This is a genomic window from Marinobacter azerbaijanicus (assembly GCF_030250645.1).
Classification (GTDB): Bacteria; Pseudomonadota; Gammaproteobacteria; order Pseudomonadales; family Oleiphilaceae; genus Marinobacter; species Marinobacter azerbaijanicus.
Window position 1 is genome coordinate 46,833 of record NZ_JASSVS010000014.1, and the last position, 23,528, is coordinate 70,360.

Genomic DNA, 23,528 nt, shown 5'->3' on the forward strand with positions numbered 1-23,528 from the left:
ATTTCTTTACGCGACCGTTATACAGCGTCCCTGTCTGCACTGGCTGATGCTGACTCCGACTCAACCGAGGCCGACTCCCCTTCCTCAATAATACCGATTCTGTAAGACTCAAGGCGCCTGGCGGCACGGGGGCTGTGGGGACGACCATTGCCCTTGTCCTGCCAGGCGGAGGTCGCTTCCTTGCCACACCAGCGTGTGAAAGTTTCCTCTTCAGCGGGGTGATTGGGCAGGTACTCAGTCAGGTCGTAGACAACACCCCCAATAACTTTCCAGCAACTACTGGCATCATCATGTTCTGCCACCTCAGCAAGACGATAGATCCTCTCGCCATCATCATTGCTCTCAACACTGTCATCAGCAGATTGTGATTCCGGGCTGTTCTGCACCATATTCACGACCACCAGAGTCAGCAACACGCTGACAAAGGCGACAAATCCAGTATAGGCAATTCGGTTGCTGGTCATAGGAAGTCAAACGCCTCCGTGTGAATGCGGCAGGAAGGCACTCCCTCGTGCCTCAGCAGGTTTTTCAGATGAGTAATCATGCCGGGCGGTCCACACATATAGACTTCTCGCTCGGCAAAATCCGGGCAGCGTTGCGCCAGGTACTCCCGGGTGACGACGCCGTTTTCGTTCATGTAGTGGACATGCACCGTAAAGGTGTCGCAGGCTTCAGAAATCTGGATAAGTTCATCAAGGTAATAGGCCCGTTCGGGCCGGTTGGCGAAGTAGAACAAACAGGCCTCGCGACCTGCGGACGCATTGCTCGCCCTGTCCCTGGCGCCAGATACAAACGGTGTAATACCAATGCCACCGCCCAACCACAGTTGCTTTCGCTGCGGCTCCGAATCTGGCGTTTCCCGGTCCCCCGTCTCAAAGAAAGTGCCGTAAGGGCCCTCGATGCAGACTTCAGCTCCCGGCCGGATATTCACCAACGCGTCAGTGGCATCCCCAACCGCTTTGATACCAATCCGCAACTCCTCATCCGCTGAAGCAGAGGCAATGGTGTATGGGTGCTCTTCCCGGTACCCGGCCGCCAGCGAGCGATCCATCGGCGTCAGGTAAACAAACTGGCCGGCCCGCCAGCGAATCCCTTTGCCTCTCGGGCGTAAGCGCAGTTCCACGACATCGCGAGCGAGCGTGTCGACTTCTTTAACCACATAGGGCTTCCTGGCCAGCCAGGGCGATAACAGTTTACGCCAGGCAATGGCCGCCATTGCCAGTGCCGACAGCAGCCACCACACCCAGGCCATGGACGACAGCGTCAGGGTATGGACCAGCGCAAGGACCAGCGCCGGAACGGACAGCAGGTGCAGTCGCTTCCAGTGCTGATAATGGAGGGCGCCAAAAAAATCGAGTGTAGGCGCAATAAAGATCAGCATGGTGACAAAGGCTGCCCAACCTACCCAGACTTCCCAATGGCTGAGGGACGGGAAAACGGTCCCGATACTGCGACCAATTGAATCGGGCAAGGTGGCAAACGCCAACAACAGCACATGGACCATCACCAGCATAAAGGCCGAAAAACCGAACCAGCGGTGAATGGTCCAGACCCGTATCAATCCGCCAAACCAGGCATCGGTACCGGGGATACGGGCCGACAACATGCCCGCCACCAGAAACGCTGACAGGGCAAGCACACCGACCAGTTCAGCCAGAGAGTAGATCCAGTCCTGCCCGCCCCATGGCAGGCCCGGGGCGGTGACAATGGCTGGCAGCAGAAAAACACCCAGTAACAGGACATCGCCCGGATACCCTTTGAGCCTCATACTTTCTCCCTGTCAGCAGACTGGATGTTCGCCCTTTCTGGCTTTTCGCATGGTGGCCCGACCTGGGCCTCTTACAGTCAGATCGCCTCAACAACCTCAGAGAGCATGTCCCTTACTTTAGCAGCCACCTGCTTGAGCTCGTCATTATCAACGGCGGTCATGGAAGCCACCGGATCTATCGCGCTGACCTCTACGCCCTCAGGAACCTCACGAAGAATGACGTTGCAAGGCAGCATGGCGCCCACACGGGGCTCGATACCAATAGCTTCCCAGGCCATGGCAGGGTTGCAGGCTCCAAGGATGAGATACGCCGGCATTTCCTTGTCGAGCTTTTTCTTCATCGTGGCCTTCACGTCAATTTCCGTCAGCACCCCGAAACCGTGATCGGCAAGCGCCTGACGTGCTCTTTTATCCACGGCCTCGAAACCTTCATCCGTGATCATTCGATTGATTGTGTATGACATGGTTATCTCCTTTGATTCGAGCGTTTATTCCCTTTATCCGTATTTGATAGCGTCCGTTTGCCTATCCGTCGTTATCGGCGCTCCCTGTCGTATCGCCGCCGAAGCAGCATCGAATTACCAATGACCGAGAGCGAGCTGGCGGTCATTGCCACCACACCAATCATCGGATGCAGCAGCCCCGTAGCCGCTATCGGAATCGCTGCAGCATTGTATCCACTGGCCCACAGCAGGTTCTCAACAATTTTCCTGAACGTCGCACGAGACAACACCATGGCATCGACAACGCCGGACAGTTCGCCACGTACCAGGGTCACGTCGGCAGCTTCGATAGCAACGTCTGCGCCAGCACCTATGGCAATACCCACGTTAGCCTGTTTCAGGGCCGGGGCGTCGTTGATACCGTCACCCACCATGGCGACATGGTTACCGTACTTTTGCTGCAGTTCACGAATGGCGTCCACCTTACCCTCCGGCAGCACCCCGGCGCGAACCTCGTCAATGCCTACTTCACGGGCAACAGCGTTGGCCGCGCGCTCGTTGTCACCGGTAATCATCACCACGTGCAGCCCCTGCTCGTGCATGGCGCGAATGGCCGCCACCGATTCGTCCTTGAGCGTGTCGGCAACCGCGACAATGCCACAGGCCTGACCGTCACGAGCAACGATGACGGCGGTTCTGCCCTCATTCTCAAGTTCCTGAAGACTCTTATCCAGGGCATCCAGTCCATTAACGCCATGCTCTTCGAGCAGGAGACGGTTGCCAATCAGCACGGTTTTCTCACCGACCGTGCCGGACACACCCCGGGCACCGGTGGAGCGGAAATCAACCACGTTCCCGGGCTTGATACCTCGTTCCCGGGCACCGTCCACAATGGCTCGGGCAATGGGATGTTCCGACGCATTTTCCACCGTGGTGGCAAGCTCCAACAGTTCCGTCTCTGAAACGCCCTCGGCTGCTACGACATCAGTCAGCTTCGGCTCTCCCCGAGTGATGGTGCCCGTCTTATCGAGGACCATGACCTTGACGTCCTTGAAGGTCTGGATGGCCTCTCCAGAGCGGATCAGGATGCCCCGCTCGGCGCCTACGCCCGAACCGACCATCAGCGCCGTCGGCGTGGCCAGCCCCAGTGCGCAGGGGCAGGCAATCACCAGCACCGCTATAGCTGCCAGGATAGCCAGCACCGGTGTAGCCGCCGTGGGGTCTACCCACGGCAGGAAGCCGGCGCCCCAGTCAAGGATTGGCCGGAGTGTATCCGCTGCCAACAGCCAGGTAACAAGACTGCCCAGCGCAATAATCAGGACCAGCGGCACGAAACGACCGGTCATGCGGTCCGCAAATTCCTGAATCGGCACCCTGGACCCCTGGGCCTCATCAATCAGCTTCACCACCTGGGCCAGGAAGGTGTCACCTCCGACCCGCGTAGCCTTGACTCTCAGGCGACCTTCCTTGTTCATGGTAGCGCCGATAACGGTATCCCCTGCGCTTTTATAAACCGGTACTGACTCGCCAGTGGCGATGGATTCATCCAGATGGCTCTCACCATCCACCACCTCACCGTCGGTCGGAACCTTGTCGCCGGGACGAACAACCATGATGTCGCCTGGCGCGAGCTCTTTGACGGGTATTTCGACTTCTTCGCCATCCCGTTCCACACGGGCTGTCTTGGCTCCCAGGGTGAGCAACCTACGAATCGCTTCGGAAGCCTTGCCCTTGGCCTTCGCTTCCAGATAACGGCCGACCAGGTGAAACGTCATTATGGTGGCGGCCATTTCGATGAAAGAGGTCATCGGATAGATGAAGCCAACCAGACCAATCACGTAGGGTGGCAGGCTGCCCATGGAAATCAGCACATCCATGTTGAAAGTGCCGTTTTTCAGGGAGCGCCACGAGGCCTTGTGGGTGGCTGCACCGCCGAAAAGAAACACCACCGGGAATGCCAGCAGGGCAATTATTGCCAGATACCCAGGTATCGGCTGCCAGAACATATGAGGTATCATCAAGAGCATGATCAGAGCTGTTGGCACTGCGGCTATCCAGAGTCGTCGCCATGCCAGATTGAGGTAGGCTTCCTCAACCGCTGAATCCTCCTCCTGACTGGCATCTCCCTCCAGGTCAATAGCGGCAACGTCGTATCCGGCACCCTCTATGAGCTTTTTCAACTCATCTTGTGACGGCCCATCCGCACCGACCACCACGTTTACAGTGTGATTTGCTATGTTTGTCGATGTCGTGTGCACACCATGGTGTCTCGCTAGCGTGCTTTTGATAATACCCGCACAATGATCGGACCCCATTCCGGGTACAGTCACCCTGAATGTTGTGGTGCCAATCTCCCTGACGGAGGCGACGTCGTAGCCGGCACCTTCCACCGCAGTTTTTACTGCCTCTCCATCAGGCCCTGAGGCGAGGGAGCGGACATTCACCTTGTGTTTGGCAATATTAGTCTGGACTGTATCGATTCCATTCAGACGGCTAATCGTTTTACTGATAATACCGGCGCAGTGGTCTGACCCCATTCCCGGTACGATTAACTCGAGATTTCGTTGCCCCCCCGCTGCCTGTTCTCTTTTACCGTCCATCAGGATCTCCCTTCACGATCTCTCTCAACTGGCCACTCCGCAAATGCGAGGAAATAAAGCAGAATGAGGTTGATGACAGGAAACAGTATCAGCACACCCATCCAGCCCGGATAGCCCGTACGTTGGCAAATACGACAGGCCGGAATTACCACCACAAGGGCAACGACCAGCATCCACAGCCAGTGTCCCGCCCACATGGTGTGGCCAAACATGTTATCTCCCATCATGGTGCTCCCTTCTTTGTCGATTGCAGGTTAATGGTGATGATGGCCATGAGATCCCTCATGGCCCGGGTGCCCGGATTTCCGGAACTTTGTAAGAAAAATCTGCTCTGCGACCGCAATTACGATCATCGCGGAAACGGCCACACCGATGACAAAGGGGTCGGTGTTCAGTTTGACCCAGACAAAGCCACCCAGCACAAGCAGATCAAGGGCAATCGCAGTAGCAGGTACCCAGGCGTTCGCCTTTATGTCCTTGCGAAGATAGCGCAGTACACCCCAATGAATGGCAATGTCCATGATCAGGTAGAAGACGATGCCCAGCGCGGCTATCCGGGATAGATCGAAAAAGGCTGTTAGCATCAATCCCAGAACCACAGTGTAGACCAGTGTGTGTTTCTGGATGCTGCCAGGCATGCCGAAATGTCGATGGGGCACCAGTTTCATTTCCGTCAGCATCGCCAGCATCCGGGATACCGCGAAAATGCTGGCCAGAATGCCACCCGCCGTGGCCATCATGGCAATGGCAACGGTAAACCAGACGGCGTACTCCCCGAGTGCCGGCCGTGCGGCAGCAGCAAGAGAATAGTTCTGCGTCGCAATAATTTCAGAGAGCGACAGATTGCTGGCTACGGCGAAGCCGACCAGGGTATAGATCACCACACAGGCTGCGATGGAAATAACGATGGCGCGCCCGACGTTGCGGTGCGGGTCTCGTATTTCCGAACCGCTGTTGGTGATTGTTGTAAAGCCCTTGAAAGCCAGTATCCCAAGGGCGGTCGCACCCAGGAAATTGCCCATTGTTCCGGCTTCTCCCGGATCTGAAAAATCAACCGAAATGCTGCCCGCGATCCAGACCCCCACCAGTCCGAAAATCAATATGCCCCCGATCTTCAGAATACCGATGAAAGAGGCAACGCCCTGAATCAGACGGTTGCTCAAGAGGTTAATCAAAAAGGCCGCAAGGATCAGTGACACCCCGAGGATGGGCACCATGCGTCCGCTTTCATCGCCGCCAAAGAGCTGCATGGTGTAGGCGCCAAACGTGCGCGCCAGAAAGCTCTGGGCAATCACCATCGAAAAATACATCAGCAGGGCATTAAACGCTGTTGGCAGCCGGTTTCCGTAGGCTTTGTGCAAATACATACCTATTCCACCGGCAGACGGATATGCATTGGAAATTTTGATGTAGGAGTAGGCACTGAAGCCGACAATCACGGCCGCCGCCAGAAACGCCAGAGGGAATAGCGCTCCCGTCATCTGCGCCATCTGCCCGGTAAGTGCAAATATGCCGGCGCCAATCATGACGCCGGTGCCGAGCATGATGGTCCCCGGCAAACTCAGGCTGCCCTGCTGGTAGCGTGTGGTCCTGTCCTGTTCCCTGCTCATCCAGCCGCCTTTTATTTTTTCATGGGAGGAATTTTCGAACAGCAAAATCCTTCGTGTTTGGCATTCGCCCGGACGTTATCATCGGTAAACCGATACCAACCCAGTTTCCGCTGAGCCCACCACCCAAGCTTCAACTGGCCTCCCCGGTCTTTAATCAATTCCAGTAACTCGTCAATGGACCAATGGGACCCATCATAAGTAACCTGCAGCCGGTTGTTCGATCTACGCTCGGCAAAATCGACACAGGGGTGATGATTCAGTTCATGAATGAGATCATGCCACTGACTCCCTTCAAGACCCAGGACAGTCAGCTTCCGGCGAACTAGAAACTGCCCCTGGTTGGTTGCTTTATGTGCCTTGGTCATGGAATTACACCTCTTGGTCTGGTTCCTTCCTTGCAATCACAACATTCCAACCTGAATCGCAGCTGAAAACAGTGGGAGCCTTACAGTCAGATTTGACCCGCATCAAGCCAGCACTGAAAACATACCCAGTTAATGACGAAGGAGTTGGGTGAATCCGACCAGCACCCGCAATACCTTGTCAGTCAGTGAGGCGCCGCCGTGATCGTAATCATGGCGATGTTTGTGCTTGTGGTAGCCGCTTCATTCCACAGAGCCAAGAAGTTACTCAAAATCTGCTCCTACCCGATTTGTTTCAAGGTTTAACTCATCGGCGAGGCCAAGCTGAAAATGAATATGATGCCCCATATCAGCTTAATTCTTGTGTACTGAATTGCTCTCTGCTAATTGTTTATGGAGACAAACAACAACACAACAACACAACAACCCCGCCCTGAGGCGAATCCCTACCTGCCTCTAACAAGACTTTAATCAGCCAGAGGAAAGTGCCATGCAGGATCTCAAAGGTAAAACCGCCATTGTTACCGGTGCCTCCCGTGGAATTGGCAGAGAAATAGCAACACAACTCGCCAGGCGAGGCGCAGACGTCGCAATCAATTATGTTTCCCGGGAATCCGATGCCAACGCTGTCGTAAAAGAGCTCGAGGATCTGGGTGTTCGCTCCCTGGCACTGCAGGCAGATCTTTCACAGATGTCGGCTGGACGAGAATTGATACACAAGGTCCAGAATGAATGGGGCCAGATCGACATTCTGGTCAATAACGCCGGGATAACCCGCGACAAGGCCATGAAGAACCTGACCGATGCGGACTGGACGGAAGTCCTTGATACAAATCTGGGGAGTGTTTACGCCACCTGCTCAGAGGTGCTGCCAATAATGATGGAACAGAAGTTTGGACGCATTATCAATATTACCTCGTTCGTCGGGCAGGCCGGTAACTTTGGCCAGGCCAACTACGCTGCGAGTAAGGGCGGCATCATCGCTTTTACAAAAACACTCGCGCTTGAGGTGGCCCGCCACAACATTACCGTCAACGCCATTGCACCGGGCTTCACAGAAACCGAAATGCTGGCCCAGGTTCCGGAGAATATTCGTCAGAAAATCATCGCCCGGGTACCCATGGGGCGCTTCGGCCGGCCCGAAGAAATTGCCAGGGCCGTGGTATTCATAGCGGCTGAAGGAGATTACATCACCGGCCAGCAGATAAATGTCAACGGCGGCGTTTATATGTAACTGTGTTTGCGTTTGATTCAGGACAAAATATCAATTGCAACTTTCTGCTGCAATTACAGGACATTTATTGACAGAAGGAACTGATCCATGGCGACTGATACTCTCAAACCCTTTCCCGAACCGCTCAACCGTATCAACAGGCTGGTCGTGGACACCTGCAAGAGCGTTACTGACGCACAAATGTCCAGTCTGCGGGGCTACATGGAACTGCTCGAAGACCAGGCCGGGTCGGCTACAGCCATTCGTGACCTTGAAAGCATCAAAGGCTTTGTCCGGGTTCAGCCGGATCGGTTCAACCAACTGGTCAAACGGATGTCAGACGACATCAGGGAATTTTCCGGGATCGCTGAAAATTTCCGCAACGAGGCATTCGAGGTATTCAGGGAACCCCTGACAGCTACCAGCGAGGACACTGTCGACCCGAAAGACAATGAGTCTTGAGGGCGTCACATGGGATCCCTGAACACATTCGCTAAAGATTACCTCAGGCACGCCTCTGCTCTGGTCAAGCTATCCCGGGATATGTTTGCCAGGGGCATGGACCCTGCCAGGCTGACCAATCCGGACAATTCGTTTGTCTTTGATGTCAGCAGCAGCCTTACCTCCGCCTTGCGCGACGCCGTCATCAACCCGACTAAAGTCATGCAGGACAATGCCGAGCTGGCGCTGCAATACCGGAAACTGGCACAAAACGTGGTACTGACCACGCTGAAGCAACCCACAGAGCCGGTGGTTTCCCCCGAACGTAGTGACCACCGTTTCGATGATGAAGCATGGCAGCGCAACCCCATCTACTACGCCATCGGTCAAACCTACCTGATCAACGCCCAGTACATGGACAGATTCACCAGGGACCTCGAGGGCCTGACCGACGCGAATCGCCGTCAACTGGAGTTTCTGGTACGTCAGTACGTCAACGCCCTGGCACCAACCAATTTCTTTATCACCAATCCCAAGGCTGTGCGGAAGTGCCGCCAGACCTGGGGCCTGAGCGTGGTTCAGGGGCTGGAGAACTTTGGCAGGGATCTGCTCAGAAGCCGTCAACTTCTGAACGTTTCCATGACCGATGAAAAAGCGTTCGAGGTGGGAAAGAACATTGCAACCACTCCAGGCAAGGTGATATTCCAGAACCGCCTGTTCCAGCTTATCCAGTACGAGCCAACCACCGATAGGGTGCACCAGACACCGCTGCTCGTCGTCCCTCCGTTCATTAACAAGTACTACATCATGGAGCTGACCGAAAGGAAATCGCTGGTGCGCTGGCTCGTGGCTCAGGGGCACACCGTGTTCATGATGTCCTGGGTGAACCCGGACGCATCCTACCGGGACACCACTTTCGAGGACTACGTGCAGGAGGGTGTGCTGGCTGCAATGGACGCGGTACAGGAAGCCACCGGGGAACGTGAGATCAATACCATCGGTTACTGTGTTGGCGGCACGCTACTGGCGACCACCCTCGCCCACCTGAAAAAAGTCGGGGACGACCGGGTAAAATCCTCTACCTTCTTCGCTACCCTGCTTGATTTCAACGACCCGGGCGAGATTGGGGTTTACCTCAACGAACGTATTGTTCAGGCACTGGAAAACTACATAGACAGGATTGGCTACTATGACGGCCGGTTTATTGCGCTCAGTTTCTCCTCCCTGAAAGAGAACAACCTGATCTGGTCCTACTTCGTCAACAACTACCTCATGGGCGAGCCACCCCTGCCCTTTGACCTGCTTTACTGGAACTCCGATTCCACCAATCTGCCAGCAGCCATGTACAGGTATTATCTGCGGGAGATGTACCTCAACAACAAACTGCGTGAACCAGGCGCCCTGACCATCGCTGGCACGCCCATCGACCTGACCGACATCGATACCCCTGCCATGTTTGTCTCCGCGCAACAGGACCATATCGCCCTGTGGAAATCGACCTACTCGGGCTTCAGGCTCTTCAGTGGCGAGAAACATTTCGTGTTGGGCCAGTCCGGACACATCGCGGGTATCATTAATCCACCGGAATCAGGCAAGTATGGGTACTATACGAACAGGTCAGAGGAAGAAAATCCGGAATCCTGGTTTGATAACGCCGACCACCATGAAGGTTCCTGGTGGCCTCACTGGCAGGACTGGGTGAGCCGCTTCCAGGGCGAGGAAGTAGCCCCACGAGTTCCTGGGGACAATGCGCTTGATGTGATTGAGGATGCGCCTGGCAGTTACGTCAAGGTGCGTCTGGTCTAGTGTGACAGGCATACGACAGCCCATGGCGTGAATAGTGTTCCCCTGAACCTAACCAAGGTGGAGTCAAAGGTATGAGAGTCAACGCGCCAGTCACCGATCGTGAGGAACCCGTTCGTTCCGAAGACCGCCTTATCAGCACAACCAACCTCAAGGGAGTCATCCAGAGCGCAAACGAGTCTTTCTGTCGCGTTGCCGGTTTCAGTGAGGAGGAACTCATCGGCAAGCCGCATAATATCGTCCGCCACCCTGAAATGCCGGAGGCTGTCTACGAAAACTTCTGGAGTACACTCAAATCCGGCAAGCCATGGATGGGCATTATCAAGAACCGCTGCAAGAATGGTGATTACTACTGGGTCAGTGGTTTTGTGTCCCCGGTATTTGAAGGAACTCACCACGTCGGCTTTCAGTCAGTTCGTACGCAAGCAACCGCGGAGCAGAAAGAACGCGCGTCGCGCCTGTATGCCAGGCTGCGGAATGGCAAACCCATCGTGCAGCCCTGGAATCGGGTAGGAACGCGCGGTCGTCTGGCAGTCGTTGTTGCCGTCATTAGCGCTGCAGGGGTTGCTGTTGGCAACGCAACCGCTACTCTTTCCCTCCCATCCTTTGTTGCAATAGCGGGGGTGGCGGCGTTGATCGGGGCAGCCATTACATTTGCTGCCACCAGGCGCCTTGGGTATCTGACAGGCCTCGCACAGAACATCTTTGGTAACACTGTCGGTGAGTATACATATGGCGGTGGCCATGACATCCCGGCACAAGTGGAACTGGCAATTGCGATGCAGCGTGCCCAGATGGATGCCATGCAGACGCGGGTATATGATCTGGTCGAGAAACTCGGTACAGCTATTGTCGATACCGAACACGCTGCGCAGAGCAGCCAGGAAGCCATCGGTAAACAACGCGAAGATACCCAGGGCGTGGCCACGGCAATGAACGAGATGGCTACCACGGCCCAGGAAGTCTCACGCAACGCCAACGATGCCGCCACCTCAGCCGAGGAGGCATCGCGCCAGGCCAGTGAAGGCGGTCAGGTCATGGATGAAGCCAGCCGAGCCATGAAACAGCTTGCCAGTGAAATTCAGGAAGCCGCTGTGGCCGTCCAGCGACTTGAAAAAGACACCGAAGAAATCCGCAAGGTGATTGGTACAGTCCAGTCAATCTCCGAACAGACCAACCTGCTCGCCCTGAATGCTGCTATTGAGGCAGCGCGCGCCGGCGAAGCGGGACGAGGCTTTTCTGTGGTTGCGGACGAGGTACGCGCGCTTTCGGCTCGCGTGAATGATGCCACGGGTGAAATTTCTGATGCGATCGAGCGTCTTGAAGCGGGTGTGGGCAGGACCAGTGATGTCATGGGATCAGGCACCAAGGCGGCATCAGAGGTGGGCGAAAGAGCGGAAAAGGCTCACCAGACTACCCAGAACATCGTTGCGGCAGTAGCGACCATAACCGACATGAACACGCAGATCGCTTCTGCAGCAGAGGAACAGACCCAGGTAGCCGAAGAAGTAAGCCAGGCCATCACCAGCGTTAATGATGGCTTCGCCACAACAGACGCTGCAGCGCGAAAAACCCGGCAGGCCAGTGAGCAGCTGAGCATTCTCGTACAGCAACTCAGCGGCCTGATTCGCCAGTTTCGGGTACTGGGTAAATAACTCGCAAGGGTCTGTTTCTAGGGTGGATCAGCCCATAGGCTCCACCCGATCGCGACCATTCGCCTTGGCTCGTAGCAGTTTTTCGTCGGCTCGTTTCAGAACCGCCATTGGCATCTCATTGTTGCCTGCCTCTGCGACTCCCAGACTGATTGTGACACCGCCCACCAGGGGCAACGAAAAGTTCCTCACTCTTGTTCGCAGAATATTCGCGAGCCGAAGCGCGCCATCCAGCGAGGTTTGGGGCAGCAACAGGACGAACTCTTCTCCACCCCAGCGCGCCAGGCGATCCACCTGCCGCACACGCCTCACCATTTCTTCGGCTACCAACCGCAACGCGATATCGCCCGCATCGTGACCATAGCGATCATTGACCAGCTTGAAGTGATCAATGTCGATCATAATCAATGAATAAGGTTGGCCATACCTGACAGATTCCTCATGGATTTCAAACAATGATTGTTCAAATCGACGCCTGTTCCATAGACCTGTCAACGCATCATGGTTGGCGAAATGCTCCAGCCGTTCGGTATTGCGTTTCTGTTGTGTGATATCCCAGTATTGCCAGAGGTGCCCGAGGTAGATCTCTCCATGGAAGACGGGGACGTAGGTACGCTCAAGAGCGCGTCCATCAACCATCTCAAGCTCGTCGGTGACGGTCTGGCGCGCTTTGAGCGCAGCGTCGATGCCCTCGATAAAGGCGTCAGGTTCTGCAAACAGTTTCTTGCTATGCTCTGCGGCTTCCCCGCAGTCTGCCCCTTCAAGCGCCTCTGGCGGAGCATCAATACCAAACAGATTGCAGAAAGTCTGATTTGCCAGAACAACCCGGCGATTTTCATCTTCCACCACGATTCCGCCTCGCAGATTCCTGAGAAGCGCAGAGAGGCGTTCGCGCATATTTATCAGAGCAAGTTCGTTCTCCACCCGGGCATTGATATCAGTCTGGCTGACCAACACCACATGCTCGCCAGTGACTGGATCAGTCGTACGTTGAAGGTCAAGCCGGTGCCAACGTTCCCCGTATCGGGTAGTTACCGGCGCCTCGAGAGAGTAACTTTCATGATTACCGAGCACCCATTGGTACACACTCTCTTCGTCAACACTGCGCACGAAATACTCTCCAAAATGTCTGCCATCCGAGAGTGTCGCCCGAGCCGCCGGGTTCCGGGACAGCAGATGCCCCTGTGCATCGAACACTGACAGAAGCGTTGGTGTATGACGCAACGCCTCCTGAGCACGCAGGGCCTCGGCATCCCGCTCTACAACTGGTTGCGCTTCAACCAACATCGCCAGGCCATTCTCCAGGGGATATCCGGAACACAGGCATCGCAGAGTGGTGGGACGCCCCTGTGGGTAAAGAGTCCAGGTCTCTACGACTGCCTCGCCCCGTCCGAACCGCTCCAGGTAATCCTGTAACCGGGTAAGTACCGGGCCCGATATCTCGGCCCTGAAATCCCGTGAACGCAGTGCGTCCAGATCTTCAGCCTCCCATAACGCCAGTGCAGCCGCGTTGCCCCAAATCATAGCGACCCGCTCTATATCAAAAATCCACAGTGGCGTTTGCAGGCTGTCGAGCAACGTTGCCATATCAGGCACTGCCTGGCCTGTTTTTTTCCCGTTATCCTTCATTGGCCACCGAATCGACTGGGTACGGAAAAGAACAAGAAGATTGTTTGAAACTCAGTTTTCACAAGGAGTGCCTGTTTTTCGATCATTAATCAAAGAGTAGGCTTCACTAAAATAGGGGTCAACGAGCGCCCTCCCCATTTCCGACTGTGACTCCACTCTGCTGTCCGCTTTCCAGGACGCATCTGTCCGTACTTTCTGACACTAATGATTGCCAATCGATACCATTGTCCTGATCACCAGACAATCTGCGCTCAGTCAAATATTGCCACCACAATTTACAGACAAACAATGCTTTAAAACAAGGAGTTAGATAATTGGCATCGTTTGTGCCTCTGGCATTCTGACAATTATAAAAACTACGCATCATAGACAAGAAAGAACGAGTGTTTTCTGTCACTCTGATAACAATAAGGTACATCCATGCGCTTCCTCCTCTTGGCTCTTTTGCTGGCCAGCCCTCTGTGTTTTGCTAAAACCGTTGTCGTTATTCAAAGCTATCACCTTGATTACACATGGGATGCGGATTATATCGATGCCATCCGATCGGTACTTGGTAATGACCATGAGATCCATGTCTTCGAGCTCGACACCAAACGTTTACCGAAATCCCAGTGGCCAGATAAAGTAGCGAGCATTGAGCAATCCGTTTCCAGCATTAAGCCTGACATCGCCATTCTGGGTGATGATAACGCCTTTTCGCTGATGGCCAGCGGCCTGGTTGAGAAGCAGATACCCGTTGTGTTTCTGGGTGTTAACGGTGGCCCTGTGCAGCACCCCACCCTGAACCATGAGCTGGTCACCGGCATTCTTGAGCGTCCGTTTTTCGCCGAGAGCATTCGCCACCTGCAGAAGGTTCTCAGAGTGGATGAGCGCTTCCTTGTTCTCATGGATGATTCGCCTACCATGCGTAATGCGGTTAACGATTACTTTGGCGAAAAGAGAAGCGCCGAGGTATATGGTTCCCAACTGGACATTGTCCTTACCAACGACAAAGAGACCTGGTTGCAGTCTGTTTTCACAGCCCACGAACAGTACGACGCGATCATCGTAGGTACCCATCACACAATCCGTGATGCCCAGGAGACCTGGATCCCGCCCAAGGAACTGATGGCTGAGGCAACCAGCCGTACCCAGGTTCCCATATTCTCCTTCTGGGACATCTTTATCGGAAAGGGGCAAAGCATTGGTGGCTTTACAATTTCCGCCCACCAGGAAGGCATTACAGCGGCACGACTTGCATCCCTTGTACTGAATGGCGTCAAACCCGATCGCATTCCCCAGTTGAAATCACTGAGCGGTCACTATGTCTACAGCGAGAGTGGCATGAAGGAATGGAATCTGAAGCTTTCACCCATGATTGCCAGCCAATCAACTTTTGTTGAATAAAACCGGCGATCGGCTTCAGATTTACTTCAACACGTCGTTACCCAAGACATCGAGCACGCTCTGCGAGGAAGAAAAGTGGCTGTCAACAAATTCGAATCCATAGAACGTCGACTTGGCGTAAGAGGAAAGCTTCTGATCGCGCCGGTTTTCATTCTCCTGCTGTTTGCGCTGGTGACCTTCTACAGCATCAGGGAGTTTCAGAACCTCGACTCAAGAATGAACACCGTTGCGAGAGATCTGGCGCCGGAAACCGCCGTTGCGACAGGTGTTCTCATCAATCTTTACAGGATGAGGCTCTGGGTCTTTGATTTCTACTCCACTGGCGATGACGAAATTCTGACCCGTTTTGATCAGCTTGAATCGGACTTTTTCAGTGAACTGTCAGACGCAAGCCAGACTATTGGTGATCCGGAACGTGCTCAGCTCGTCAATAAGATTCAGCAATCCACACTGGAGTATGTTGATGCTTTCCGGAACGAGTTGGTGCCTGCCAAACAGCAGGTAAAGGATATTGTTGCCAACAGGATCGACAAGTACGGCCCCGTGGCATCCGAATCGTTGCGCCGTGCGATTGACGGTGTCACCAACCGGGACCCCGACAGCCGGTTGCGTGTTGTCCTGGAACAGTTGATTCACGACACCCTGCTGATGCGCATGGCAACTCAGCGGTTCTTTGTTGACGGCGATCAGTCTTCGGAAAAGGCCCTTTCCTATGCCATTGAGGACGTGTCGGATGGCCTTGAGTTCCTCGATATGGACTCGATTCCGGATTACGTCCGGCAGTACTTTGATACAGCCATAGAGGCACTGGAGAACTACCAGTCATCGGTCGATGAACTGTTGGTCCAGCAGAAGGCAATGATCCGCACAAAAGAAGACAAACTTGACGTATTGGGTCCCCGGATCACGGCTCTTGCACGTGATCTTGAGCAGAAGGTTTTCACCTCACTTGAAGCGGTCGCCGACGAGGCAGAAGCTGAAACCGAGACGTCACTCAACCTCATACTCGCCGCCTTCATCATATCCGTCGTCCTCGGTCTGCTGGTCGCGTTCATTATGAGCCGGCTGATGGGAACCAGTGTCAAACGAGCCAGGGCCGAAATTCTGGGCTATCTGGACAGCATCGGTAATAACCGGGGTGACATCTCTACCCGCCTGACCAAAGGACGCCCGGACGAAATCGGCGACTTCATCACAGCCGTTAATTCGTTTCTGGAAACCCTGGAAGACATTATTTCCCAAATCGTCACCTCATCGCGGCGGCTCAGTACCGAATCTGAATCTTTGTCCGGCATTACCGACAGCACCACCGCAAATGCCGAACAACAGAGAGATCAGGTTACCCAGGTGTCCGCGGCCATGCAGGAAATGGTTTCGACATCCGACGAAATTGCCTCCAATACGAATGACACGGATGAATCCTCGCGGCAGGCAGCTGACCTGGCGGTAACAGGGCAGGCAACCGTTGAAACCGCAGTCAGATCCGTGACCAGGCTTGCGGAACAGGTCGAAGAAGGTTCTAAACGTATTCAGCGCCTCGAGCAGGAATCGGGTGAAATCGGCAACGTACTGGAGGTTATTCAGGCCATCGCGGAGCAGACCAACCTGCTTGCCCTGAATGCTGCCATTGAGGCCGCCCGCGCGGGTGAGGCAGGCCGGGGCTTTTCGGTCGTTGCCGATGAGGTGCGCAGTCTCGCGAAGCGGGTTCAGGATTCCACCGTTGATATTGAGCGAATTGTGTCGAATCTGCAGAGTGGCGCGGCAGGTGCGGTGGTCGATATGAGCAAGGCAAAGCAGATGGCTGGAGAAGCCCGTGAGGAAGCCGAAAAGTCCGGTGTTGCCCTGTCTGAAATCATGGCTGCCGTGAACCGGATTGTGGACATGACAACACAGATCGCCAGCGCCACCGAACAGCAACGGGCGACAGCGGCTGAGATGACTCAGAACGTTGAGGCCAGCAGTAGTGCCATCGACAAACTGACAGATGACATCTCTCACGTGAACCAGTCCAGCAAATCCCTGGCGGACATGGCGGAAGATCTTAACAGCCTGGTACGCCGCTTCAGGACATCAACGTAACTTTCATTTCCCCTTGTGTTAACTACGTCATGGGCGATCTCTTGAATTACTGATACTTTCAATACTCAACAAAAAGTTACGAAGTACATCAGGGAGAGGTCCACCCATGAGCCATTCACGTTCTACCAGGACGCCGGCCGTTCTCGCGGCTACCATAGCGGCGTCCTTTTGTGCAGTTGCTCAAGCCGGCCCTGTGGAGACCATCTACTCCGCGGAAAACGCTCTTTATGGCGCAGGCTATGAGATCGGAAAGGCTGACGGGTGGATGGATAACACCCTGCGTTCCGCAATTCGGCAATATCAGTCCGGTAACGACGAGTTGCAGGCGACTGGCAATCTCGACCCTCAAACGTTATCCGCACTGGGGATCTCCCCGGAAGACAACAGCACCATCAGCGATAATGCCGTTCTTGATCGCCAGGCCGCCATGGCTGCTTTAGGTATGAGCGAAGAGCGTTTCGGTTCGGGCAGTGCCAGCCGCCGGATTGCAGCTGCACCCAAGCCGGAACCTAAACCTGAGCCCGAACCTGAGCCCGAACGGGTAGTACAGCCTGACCCAGAGCCCGAAGTACAACCAGAGCCGGAAATAGCCGTTCAGGAGAAGCCGGAACCAGAACCTGTGGCGTCCGCGCCGGCTGAACCCGAAGTGGTTCCACCCAGGGAACCCACCGCCGAGCCTGAGCTGGCCTCCCAGACCACCGAGCCTGTGGCTGAATCCATTCCTGAACCTGAACTGACAGTGGCAGAGCCTGAGACAAAGGCAGCCCCTGAGGCAGAGACAATGGTTGAAGTCTCAGCCGTTGAGGAATCGTCTGAGGCCGATGTTCAGTTGCCAGACGAACCAACGGCGGCGGGAAATCCTGAGATTTCAGAAGCACCGGACGAGTCCGAACCGCTGGTACAAAGCAGCGGCGGCTTTTTCAGTTCCGTGTTCGATTTCCTGTTTGGCTGGTTGATCTGACCTCTACCCTCTCAACCCCCGATTGATGAATCGGGGCATCCTCTTATTCCGAAACCTGTCGGAATAGCCCACAATGGGTGGCCTTGTTTCAAATCCGCTGAATTACGCCAAGGCCCCCTACTTGATGTCCTCTCAATCGCAGGAAGCGCCCTACTCGCCCGCCCGGATAACGCTGATCGTATTTTCCCTCGCCATGGGCGGCTTTGGTATTGGCACCGGAGAATTCGCCATCATGGGTCTGATGCCGGGTGTCGCACAGGACCTGGGGGTTTCCGAACCGCAGGTCGGTCACCTGATCAGTGCCTACGCGCTGGGCGTTGTGGTAGGGGCACCACTCCTGGCCATTAGCGGCGCCAGGTTATATCGCCGTCATTTGCTGATCATGCTGATGGGGGCCTACGCCGTCGGCAACATCGCCAGCGCCATGGCGCCCGGGTACGGCACGCTACTGGCATTCCGCTTTATTGCCGGCCTGCCCCATGGAGCCTATTTCGGTGTTGCAGCCCTGGTGGCGGCCTCTCTGGTGCCGGTAAACCGGCGTGCCAAGGTCGTCAGCCTGGTAATGATGGGCCTCACCCTCGCGTTATTGATTGGCAATCCACTCGCGACAATACTCGGCCAGAGTCTGGACTGGCGTTATGCGTTTGGCTTTGTCGGCACCATTGCCGCACTTACCGGCGTAATGATCATTGTTTTTCTGCCCCTCAATCGTGACGAGGTGCGGCAGAGCCCTTTTTCGGAAATACGCGCTTTCAACCGCCCGGCAATCTGGTACCCATTGGCTATCGGGTCCATCGGCTTTGCCGGTATGTTCTGTGTCTTCAGCTACATGGCGCCGACATTGCTGGAAGTTACCGGCGTTAGCCCTTACTGGATACCAATCGCGCTTGCAGTATTCGGCCTGGGCGGATTTGTCGGAAATATTCTGGGCGGATGGCTGTTCGACCGATTGGGGTTTCGCAGCATTGGCTTAATGCTGCTGTGGAGTATCGGCATGCTGCTTTTGTACCCCTACGCCACCGAAACCATCTGGACAATGCTTCTGACCTGCTTCCTGGTGGCATTGATGGTGGGCCTTGGCCCTGCCCTGCAAACCCACTTGATGGATGTGGCTCACGGCGCACAAACCCTGGCTGCGGCATCCCACCATGCTGCATTCAATGTTGCCAATGCGCTTGGGCCATGGCTCGGGGGCATGGCCATCAGCGCCGGGCTGGGGTGGCAGTCGACAGGTTATGTTGGTGCCACAACGGCTGTGGCAGGTCTGGCGATATTCATGCTGGCCTGGCGGCAGCAAGCGACAGCAGGCGGCGAAACCGAGGTTGCAGTCAGCCAGGAACGCTAATCGGCACTGCAGGTTTTGCGCTCGTGGCTGGGCAGGTTGGCAAGCACAACGCCAGTCAAAAGCAATACCACTCCACCCCACACGGCCCAGCCATAGGATTCACCATAAAATACGATGCCGAACAACATTCCTGCAGGCGTAATTACGAAGCCTAACTGGCTGAGGAATGTCGGCGATGTTTGTTGCTGTAGGTGGAAGAAGCCTCGATAGCCGATCGCCGTCAGAATAGACTGAACACCCAGTATTGCCCAGAGGCGGGCATCATCAATAACCAACGTCCTTACGTCCCCCAATATCAGCATGGCCATGAATATTAGAACAGCGCCGCCCAGGAGCATTCCAATGGCCAACTGCTCAGGTGTGGCACCTGTTGGCCAATGAGAAGTGCGATAGATGTTGCCGATAGCGAGGGATAGCGGAACCAGCAATCCGAGCAGGAGCCAGGGAAGCGAATCAGGGCTGATACCGGCGGGACTCGGCGACAGGATCCAGACACAACCGGCAACCCCGAAGCCAAGGCCAATCGCCTTCTTTGCACTCAGTGATTCCATACCCATTGTTACGGCGATGGCGTAAGTGGCGAGTGACGGCAGGGCGTAAAGTGTCGCTGTCAGGCCCGCTCCGATTTGGGAAACAACGGCAAACGCCAGGGCATTCGGGACGGCAATCGCGGTAAGCCCGCTGATTCCGAAGTAGCGGGTAAGTGCGCCGTCCAGACGGATCAGCGAGCGCCGGCGAAGCCACGCAGCCAGAATCACGCCGCCACCAAGCGCCTGCCAGAACGCATAGGCCAATGGCGTCATGCCGATGTCCATAGCGGCCCTGGACAGTGGCAGCATCAAGGCAATCACTACACCTACGCCCAGCAACAGAAATGCGGACCTGATCCCCGGCTGGCGGTAGCGAATGGAAGATTGGTTATTCATAACGGGTTCTCCATTGGATTTGGCTCCATCTTCCGGGAACCGCCGCCAGGGATCAGCACACGTTCCGTGAAAACTCCATTGCCGGATCGTGGGTCGATACCGGCGGCCACATCGTGCAGTCTTGCAGGCAAATCACTCACGCAAACACAGAAGGAAGATTTTTATGGATTTTCTGACAGCATTGGAGTGGCGTTACGCCGCAAAGCGAATGACAGGCGAATCGATTCCGGAACCGGTTCTGTCACGTATTCTGGAGGCTACGCGATTGGCGCCTTCTTCTTACGGGCTACAACCCTACACCATCAAGGTAATAAGCGACCGTTCAGTGCTTGCCCGTATCCACGAACAGGCGGCGCCGCAACCCCAGGTAAAGGAATGCTCCCATCTGCTGGTTTTTGCCACCATGTCCGATCTCGACGATTCAACGGTCGACCGATACATGCAATTGACTGCAGGCGAGCGGGGCCTTGAAACGACGGACCTGACCGGCTTCTCGGAAGCCATAAAGGGAACTATCAATAGCTTCCGGACACCCGCTGAGAAAAAGGCCTGGGCAGCCAGGCAAGCCTATATTGCCCTTGGCTTTACGCTGGCGTCCGCAGCCGTTGAGCGGATTGATGCGTCACCAATGGAAGGTTTTGATCCTGCCGCGCTGGATCGCACTCTGGGGCTGGACAAGGAGCATCTCGGCAGCGTGGTTATTGTGGCATTGGGCTATCGTGATGCCGCTCAGGACCCGATGTCGCAGATGGTAAAGGTTCGGAAGCCCCACTCCCAACTGATTCAGGCCTTGTGAACAAGGCGTGGCAGACATAATCCTGCCACGCCCCAGCCCGTGCCCTGTATAATGCGTTCATCAACCAAAGATGTGACGTGGGGAACAGGCATGGACCGCCTCAAAGGTGTCGAATATTTCAAGCGGATCTATGAGCTGGGCTCGTTTACGGCTGCCGCCAACGAGCTCCAGTGCTCGAGTGCGGTCATCTCTAAATACGTTCGGTTTCTGGAATCCTGGACAGGCGCCAAACTGATTAATCGCAACACACGCACAATCAGCTTTACCGACGAAGGTGAACGGTTCTACCGCTACTGTGTTTCAATCACCGGGCAGACAAACGAGTTGCTGGACGCCGTCACAGACACTGACAATCTCTCCGGTGAGCTGGTTGTTGCCAGTCCCGTATCCCTGTCTATTGCGGTTCTCGGCCCGATTTTTATCCGCTTCCAGAAAGAGAATCCCTCGCTGTCCATTCGTCTGCAGATGAGTGACCAGCTCACAGATCTTGTGGGCAGCGGAGTTGATCTGGCCATAAGAGGCATAGAAGCACCGGCCGACTCGTCCCTCATTGCAACCCGCCTGGGCGCCCTTGACCGCATTCTGGTGGCCTCCCCCGGCTATTTGCGCAATGCCGGGGAGCCCACTACTATTGAGCAACTGCGATCACACAAATGCCTGGTATATAGCCTCAGTTCGGACGCCAACCGATGGGAGTTCATGCCGCCAACCGGTTCAGAAGAACCGGTATCCATTGAGGTTACCGGCCCCCTGATAGCAGACAATTCCATGATACTGGTTGAGGCTGCAAAGGAAGATATGGGAATCGCAATGCTGCCCCGTGCGTATATCGAGAAGGAGCTCAGAAACGGTTCACTTCAACAGCTTACGTTGGACGCCTACCCGGTGCCTCGCTCAATTTATGCGATGTACTCAGACCGGCGTTACCTGCCAAGACGAGCCCGGAAATTCATCGATTTCATCAGGCAATCCCTGTAGCAAAGGCTTACTCTCTCAGCCGTGCAAGTATCATCTCCTGCGTTTTTTACAGGACTCCGTGTTGAACCGAAATCCTCAAGCCGTTGCCGAGAACTTCCAGAAAGGCGTCCTTAAACGCTCCTCAACAACTTCGGGCGGATAGCCAACGTCTTTCAGGAGTCGGGGTTCCATGGTCAGGACCAGGTGGAGGAAGTTACGCTTCATTCTCCACCCTTTGTATAGTGATGCTGCTCTGCTCATCTTGATCATCCATTTTTAGGTAACAACAAAAGGGGTAAACCGTAACCGGTCTTTGTTAGTTACCTATTTTATGGACGACCCTGGCCCTGCCCCATACTTGGAAACCACTATGCAGGCTGGTTTCAGGGCCGGGCGGACTAATGAATTATACCTATCCCCCGCCGTTGGACTTCTTCACGAGTGTTTTGTAGAGGTCGTCTTTCAATTGCAGGCGTTGCTGTTTCATCTGATGCAGTCTGTCGTCGCCAATCGGGGCATCCCGGCGCTCCAACCCTTCGATTTCCTGATCAAGCTCTGCGTACTGCCGATAACTTTCCTGAAACTTCGGGTCGTTTTCTCTCAACTCGTCGATCAGTTCGCCGAATTGCGGAAATTCGTTGTGAAGCTCGTGGTTGGAAATACCCATTACCTCATCTCCTTCTCGTCTCGTCGCAGAGTGATTGGTCAGCATGCCATTCCTATTCGGGATTTGTGAATAGCGAAATGGCTCATGGACAGGAAACCTACAAATCCGAATTCAGCGGCTCCAGCCCCAGGGATCTCTTGAACTCCCGGTATCTATCACGGTAAACGATGGCACCCAGTGCCATTGCGGCCTTGGTAGCCATACGATCAAAGCTATCACGAATCAGGCCCGGTATGTTTGTTTTCAGCCTTACACTGGACGTCTCGATCAGTACTGCGCCCATAACAAGCAGAGCATCAATCTGACGGTTCTCACGGTCCCCGTCCATTATGTGCCGGGCCAGAGTCTTTGCGTCATCCAGTATCACCTGTTCCTCCTCATTCAGGCTTTCACCCTCGAATGCCATAAAGGCCTGGAAGCGGCGCGCCCGTTTCAACATAAATGCCTCTTTCACTGCCGGGTCCGGTTCGTCGACTTCTGGTTGGGTGTTGAGCACGCCGTGCAGGCGGAAATCGATCTCACCGGCTGCCCGTTTTTTCTCAAAAACCTGCTGCAGGTCGGCGCGGGCAATGTTCGAAGTCGTTTCCATGGCCTCCGCAATAACCGCGTCAAACGTGGTTTTCTCCACCACATCCAGCACCCTTCGAATGGTGTGGATGGACTTCATGAGATCTGGCCAGAGCCTGGGATCGGCCTGCCAGGGTTCATCCGGCAATCGTGCTTCTATTGCCCGGGCGCTGAAAAAGGCCTTTTCCACATCGCGAAGAGCAATGCCCGGTTCGTTGGCTATCCATTTGACGCCGTAGTCATTGAGGTCTTCAATCAGGCTTGAGGTGAGGATAAGAAGGTAATACTTCATTCCGAGCGGAAGGTCTGTCACCAGCAACACT

General features: G+C 55.1%; 22 protein-coding genes. 10 read left to right on the top strand and 12 right to left on the bottom strand.

Going from position 1 to position 23,528, the window contains the following annotated elements:
• Positions 1–17: 17 nt before the first annotated feature.
• The 7 genes from QPM17_RS20215 to QPM17_RS20245 all read right to left on the bottom strand — a co-directional run bounded on the left by QPM17_RS20215 (position 18) and on the right by QPM17_RS20245 (position 6,786).
• Positions 18–464: a cytochrome b5 domain-containing protein gene (locus tag QPM17_RS20215; protein WP_285393297.1), complete on the bottom strand. Its 447-nt coding sequence runs from the start codon at positions 462–464 to the stop codon at positions 18–20.
• Complete coding sequence (locus QPM17_RS20220) at positions 461–1,768, bottom strand: ferredoxin reductase family protein (RefSeq protein ID WP_285393299.1); 1,308 nt, start codon at positions 1,766–1,768, stop codon at positions 461–463. Before QPM17_RS20220 ends, QPM17_RS20215 begins: the two co-directional genes overlap by 4 nt.
• Positions 1,769–1,845: 77 nt before the next feature.
• On the bottom strand, positions 1,846–2,232 hold the full coding sequence (locus tag QPM17_RS20225) for a DUF302 domain-containing protein (RefSeq protein WP_285393301.1): 387 nt from the start codon (positions 2,230–2,232) through the stop codon (positions 1,846–1,848).
• Positions 2,233–2,303: 71 nt separating this feature from the next.
• Positions 2,304–4,811 carry a heavy metal translocating P-type ATPase gene (locus tag QPM17_RS20230; RefSeq protein ID WP_285393303.1) on the bottom strand — a complete coding sequence of 836 codons (2,508 nt, stop codon included), beginning with the start codon at positions 4,809–4,811 and terminating at the stop codon, positions 2,304–2,306.
• Positions 4,811–5,038, bottom strand: a complete 228-nt coding sequence (locus QPM17_RS20235; protein WP_285393305.1) for a DUF805 domain-containing protein — start codon at positions 5,036–5,038, stop codon at positions 4,811–4,813. The genes QPM17_RS20230 and QPM17_RS20235 overlap by 1 nt, the downstream gene beginning before the upstream one ends.
• A gap of 27 nt (positions 5,039–5,065) precedes the next feature.
• The gene (locus QPM17_RS20240; RefSeq protein ID WP_285393307.1) at positions 5,066–6,421 is read right to left on the bottom strand and encodes an APC family permease; all 1,356 of its coding nucleotides are present in this window, start codon (positions 6,419–6,421) and stop codon (positions 5,066–5,068) included.
• A gap of 11 nt (positions 6,422–6,432) precedes the next feature.
• Positions 6,433–6,786: a hypothetical protein gene (locus tag QPM17_RS20245; RefSeq protein ID WP_285393309.1), complete on the bottom strand. Its 354-nt coding sequence runs from the start codon at positions 6,784–6,786 to the stop codon at positions 6,433–6,435.
• A 487-nt stretch (positions 6,787–7,273) separates the two neighbouring features.
• Between QPM17_RS20245 and fabG the strand changes: the two genes are divergently transcribed.
• The 4 genes from fabG to QPM17_RS20265 all read left to right on the top strand — a co-directional run bounded on the left by fabG (position 7,274) and on the right by QPM17_RS20265 (position 11,895).
• Positions 7,274–8,017, top strand: coding sequence for a 3-oxoacyl-[acyl-carrier-protein] reductase (fabG, locus tag QPM17_RS20250; RefSeq protein ID WP_285393311.1), 744 nt, complete (start codon positions 7,274–7,276; stop codon positions 8,015–8,017).
• Between the two features lie 87 nt (positions 8,018–8,104).
• Positions 8,105–8,458 (top strand): phasin family protein, encoded by a 354-nt coding sequence (locus QPM17_RS20255; protein ID WP_285393313.1) that lies wholly within the window; start codon positions 8,105–8,107, stop codon positions 8,456–8,458.
• Between the two features lie 9 nt (positions 8,459–8,467).
• On the top strand, positions 8,468–10,243 hold the full coding sequence (phaC, locus tag QPM17_RS20260) for a class I poly(R)-hydroxyalkanoic acid synthase (protein ID WP_285393315.1): 1,776 nt from the start codon (positions 8,468–8,470) through the stop codon (positions 10,241–10,243).
• A 71-nt stretch (positions 10,244–10,314) separates the two neighbouring features.
• On the top strand, positions 10,315–11,895 hold the full coding sequence (locus tag QPM17_RS20265) for a methyl-accepting chemotaxis protein (RefSeq protein ID WP_285393317.1): 1,581 nt from the start codon (positions 10,315–10,317) through the stop codon (positions 11,893–11,895).
• Between the two features lie 27 nt (positions 11,896–11,922).
• Here the strand turns inward: QPM17_RS20265 and QPM17_RS20270 are convergent, their stop codons facing one another.
• Positions 11,923–13,479, bottom strand: coding sequence for a sensor domain-containing diguanylate cyclase (locus QPM17_RS20270; protein WP_285393319.1), 1,557 nt, complete (start codon positions 13,477–13,479; stop codon positions 11,923–11,925).
• 462 nt (positions 13,480–13,941) lie between these two features.
• Here QPM17_RS20270 and QPM17_RS20275 point away from each other — a divergent pair, with 462 nt between their 5' ends.
• From QPM17_RS20275 to QPM17_RS20290, 4 genes are all read left to right on the top strand, one after another.
• Positions 13,942–14,907, top strand: a complete 966-nt coding sequence (locus tag QPM17_RS20275) for an ABC transporter substrate-binding protein (RefSeq protein WP_285393321.1) — start codon at positions 13,942–13,944, stop codon at positions 14,905–14,907.
• A 75-nt stretch (positions 14,908–14,982) separates the two neighbouring features.
• Positions 14,983–16,986 carry a HAMP domain-containing methyl-accepting chemotaxis protein gene (locus QPM17_RS20280; protein ID WP_285393323.1) on the top strand — a complete coding sequence of 668 codons (2,004 nt, stop codon included), beginning with the start codon at positions 14,983–14,985 and terminating at the stop codon, positions 16,984–16,986.
• Between the two features lie 106 nt (positions 16,987–17,092).
• Positions 17,093–17,947, top strand: coding sequence for a peptidoglycan-binding domain-containing protein (locus QPM17_RS20285; protein WP_285393325.1), 855 nt, complete (start codon positions 17,093–17,095; stop codon positions 17,945–17,947).
• Positions 17,948–18,071: 124 nt separating this feature from the next.
• Positions 18,072–19,292: an MFS transporter gene (locus tag QPM17_RS20290; protein ID WP_340367310.1), complete on the top strand. Its 1,221-nt coding sequence runs from the start codon at positions 18,072–18,074 to the stop codon at positions 19,290–19,292.
• On the opposite strand, the gene QPM17_RS20295 is transcribed toward QPM17_RS20290, so the two are convergent.
• Complete coding sequence (locus tag QPM17_RS20295; protein WP_285393329.1) at positions 19,289–20,218, bottom strand: DMT family transporter; 930 nt, start codon at positions 20,216–20,218, stop codon at positions 19,289–19,291. The two genes, QPM17_RS20290 and QPM17_RS20295, sit on opposite strands and share 4 nt — an antisense overlap.
• 163 nt (positions 20,219–20,381) lie before the next feature.
• On the opposite strand from QPM17_RS20295, the gene QPM17_RS20300 reads away from it, so the two are divergent.
• Positions 20,382–21,014, top strand: a complete 633-nt coding sequence (locus QPM17_RS20300) for a nitroreductase family protein (protein ID WP_285393331.1) — start codon at positions 20,382–20,384, stop codon at positions 21,012–21,014.
• Positions 21,015–21,104: 90 nt separating this feature from the next.
• Positions 21,105–21,992 (top strand): LysR family transcriptional regulator, encoded by an 888-nt coding sequence (locus tag QPM17_RS20305; protein ID WP_285393333.1) that lies wholly within the window; start codon positions 21,105–21,107, stop codon positions 21,990–21,992.
• A gap of 75 nt (positions 21,993–22,067) precedes the next feature.
• Here the strand turns inward: QPM17_RS20305 and QPM17_RS20310 are convergent, their stop codons facing one another.
• The 3 genes from QPM17_RS20310 to QPM17_RS20320 form a co-directional block, all read right to left on the bottom strand.
• Positions 22,068–22,196 (bottom strand): hypothetical protein, encoded by a 129-nt coding sequence (locus tag QPM17_RS20310; RefSeq protein WP_285393335.1) that lies wholly within the window; start codon positions 22,194–22,196, stop codon positions 22,068–22,070.
• Positions 22,197–22,383: 187 nt separating this feature from the next.
• Positions 22,384–22,638: an HP1242/YdcH family protein gene (locus QPM17_RS20315; protein WP_285393337.1), complete on the bottom strand. Its 255-nt coding sequence runs from the start codon at positions 22,636–22,638 to the stop codon at positions 22,384–22,386.
• 97 nt (positions 22,639–22,735) lie between these two features.
• Positions 22,736–23,518, bottom strand: a complete 783-nt coding sequence (locus QPM17_RS20320; protein ID WP_285393339.1) for a hypothetical protein — start codon at positions 23,516–23,518, stop codon at positions 22,736–22,738.
• Between the last annotated feature and the right edge of the window lie 10 nt (positions 23,519–23,528).